This window comes from Niameybacter sp., assembly GCF_036655075.1.
Lineage (GTDB): Bacteria > Bacillota > Clostridia > Lachnospirales > Cellulosilyticaceae > Holtiella.
The window spans coordinates 1-2,118 of sequence record NZ_JAVVQU010000103.1 but is presented as its reverse complement, the minus strand read 5'-3'; the positions used below and the strand labels follow the sequence as shown (position 1 = coordinate 2,118).

3 protein-coding genes are annotated in these 2,118 nt (G+C 34.5%); 2 read left to right on the top strand and 1 reads right to left on the bottom strand.

Annotated features, from left to right (window positions below; all coding sequences use genetic code 11):
- Positions 1-75: 75 nt before the first annotated feature.
- The gene (locus RRY75_RS14140) at positions 76-309 is read left to right on the top strand and encodes a DUF2922 family protein (RefSeq protein WP_332528267.1); all 234 of its coding nucleotides are present in this window, start codon (positions 76-78) and stop codon (positions 307-309) included.
- A gap of 65 nt (positions 310-374) precedes the next feature.
- Here RRY75_RS14140 and RRY75_RS14135 read toward each other — a convergent pair whose 3' ends face one another.
- Positions 375-920: an NADH peroxidase gene (locus RRY75_RS14135; RefSeq protein ID WP_332528268.1), complete on the bottom strand. Its 546-nt coding sequence runs from the start codon at positions 918-920 to the stop codon at positions 375-377.
- 307 nt (positions 921-1,227) lie between these two features.
- Here RRY75_RS14135 and RRY75_RS14130 point away from each other — a divergent pair, with 307 nt between their 5' ends.
- Positions 1,228-2,073: a DegV family protein gene (locus tag RRY75_RS14130; protein ID WP_332528269.1), complete on the top strand. Its 846-nt coding sequence runs from the start codon at positions 1,228-1,230 to the stop codon at positions 2,071-2,073.
- Positions 2,074-2,118 lie beyond the last annotated feature (45 nt).

Sequence of the window (2,118 nt, the reverse complement as noted above, 5' to 3'; positions counted from 1 at the left end):
AAATTAATTGAGGCTTAAGTAGCAGTCAGTACAAACATGAAGTAATTTGAATAAAAAATTAGGAGGAATGCATTTATGGCAATTGTAACAAAGAGAAGCTTAGTAATGGATTTTGAGACACCCTCAAAGTCAAAGGAGACCATCACTGTGGGTAACCCCAAAGAAGTTCTATCTGGAACTAAGATTAAGCAAGCTATGACAGATGCTCTAGCAAGTGGGGCAATTGGGGAAGTCATTCAAGCCACCAAGATTGTGGGCGCTAAATTTGTAGTTCAACAAGTGGATGAAGTCGACCTAGAAGAGGCATAATCACACAAAAATGCACTGATACTAAGTGATTACCTAGTATCAGTGCATTTTATTGGTTGTTATTCTTATTTACCGAAGTATCTGTTTAATAAACCTTCGAATGCTTTACCGTGACGCGCTTCGTCTTTAGCCATTTCATGTACTGTATCATGAATAGCATCTAAGTTTAATTGTTTAGCAAGTGTTGCTAATTCTTTTTTACCAGCTGTAGCACCGTTTTCAGCAGCAACTCTTAACTCTAAGTTTTTCTTTGTTGATGAAGTTACAACTTCACCTAATAATTCAGCAAATTTTGCTGCATGTTCTGCTTCTTCATAAGCAGCTTTTTCCCAGTACATACCGATTTCTGGGTAACCTTCTCTATGTGCAACACGTGCCATAGCTAAATACATACCAACTTCTGTACATTCACCTTCAAAGTTAGCTTTTAATCCTTCAATAATTCTTTCGTCAGCACCTTGTGCCACACCTACTACATGTTCGTCAGCCCAAACTAATTCACCTGATTGTTCTTTGAATTTGTCAGCACCTACATGGCAAATTGGACATTCTGCTGGAGCTGCATCTCCTTCATGGATATAACCGCATACTGTACATACATATTTTTTCATAATGAAATCCCTCCGATTAATTTATTTTTTAAATTATATTCCAAATTATCTTTAACTAATAATGATTATTATATACTTATTATAGGCAATAAATTCTTCCTTGTCAACTACTTTTAAAATATTTTTTACTTAAGTAAATTTTTTGCTTAAATTATATGTTTCATTTTATCTATTCCTAGTATCTCTTATATTACTTATGGTTCATCTTATTTCCAACACTTTCATAGCATTTGCTCATTAATTGTTCATATTTTAATACTATACTAATGATAACATTATCTAAAGACTACTTTGAGGAGGCCCTAATTTGAAAAAAATTGCCGTAATTACAGACAGTTGTTGTGACTTAACTTTTGATACTCTCGAAAAATATGCCTTAACTATGTTTCCTATTCGTGTTATTTATAAAAATAAAGAATATCTTGATAAAATTGAAATTTCATCAGAAGAAATGTTTAGCCGCCTTAGTGAAGAAGTTCCTTCTACTTCTCTTCCAGACTTACATTACTGTGAAAATAAAGTTCATGAACTTAAAGCAAGAGGGGTTACTGATTTTATTATTATTGGTGTTTCTTCTCAACTTTCCGGTACACTTAACGCATTACGTATCTTAAGTGAACATTTTCCTGAACTTAACTTCCATTTCTTCGATTCCCTTACTCTTGGGTATCCCCAAGGTGTTATTGCAATAGAAGCTGGAAAAATGGCGATGACTGGCGATAGTGTAGAAGAAATCCTAACTAAACTAGAGGATGTTAGACAACGTACACATGGCTATATTGCTCTTGATACGCTAGAATATCTCAAAAAAGGTGGTCGTATCGGTAAAGTTACTGCCACTATCGGTGAACTTATTAAGTTAAAGCCTATTATCTCTTCTAATGATGAGGGGGTATTGTATACTCATTGCAAAGTACGTGGCAAAAAACAATCTTTTGCTAAAGTTAAAGAACTCATCCTTTCTTATTTAGAACAAGGTAAATGTAGTGTTTGGGTGCTCCATGGTGATGCCCTCGATGCTGGTAAAGACCTTTATGTCTCTTTAAAAGATCACCCTAACCTTAATCACCTTTCTTTAGAAACAGTAGGTCCATCTATGGGTGTTCATACTGGTCCAGGTGTAGTAGGCTGTGCTATATTAGAAGAATTTTAATATAAAAAGAGGCTGCATTCTAAAGAATGCAACCTCTTTTTATTC

Excerpts from the sequence above, each read along its gene's own strand:
- RRY75_RS14140 (WP_332528267.1), top strand. The coding sequence starts at position 76 with ATGGCAATTGTAACAAAGAGAAGCTTAGTAATGGATTTTGAGACACCC.
- RRY75_RS14135 (WP_332528268.1), bottom strand. The coding sequence starts at position 920 with ATGAAAAAATATGTATGTACAGTATGCGGTTATATCCATGAAGGAGAT.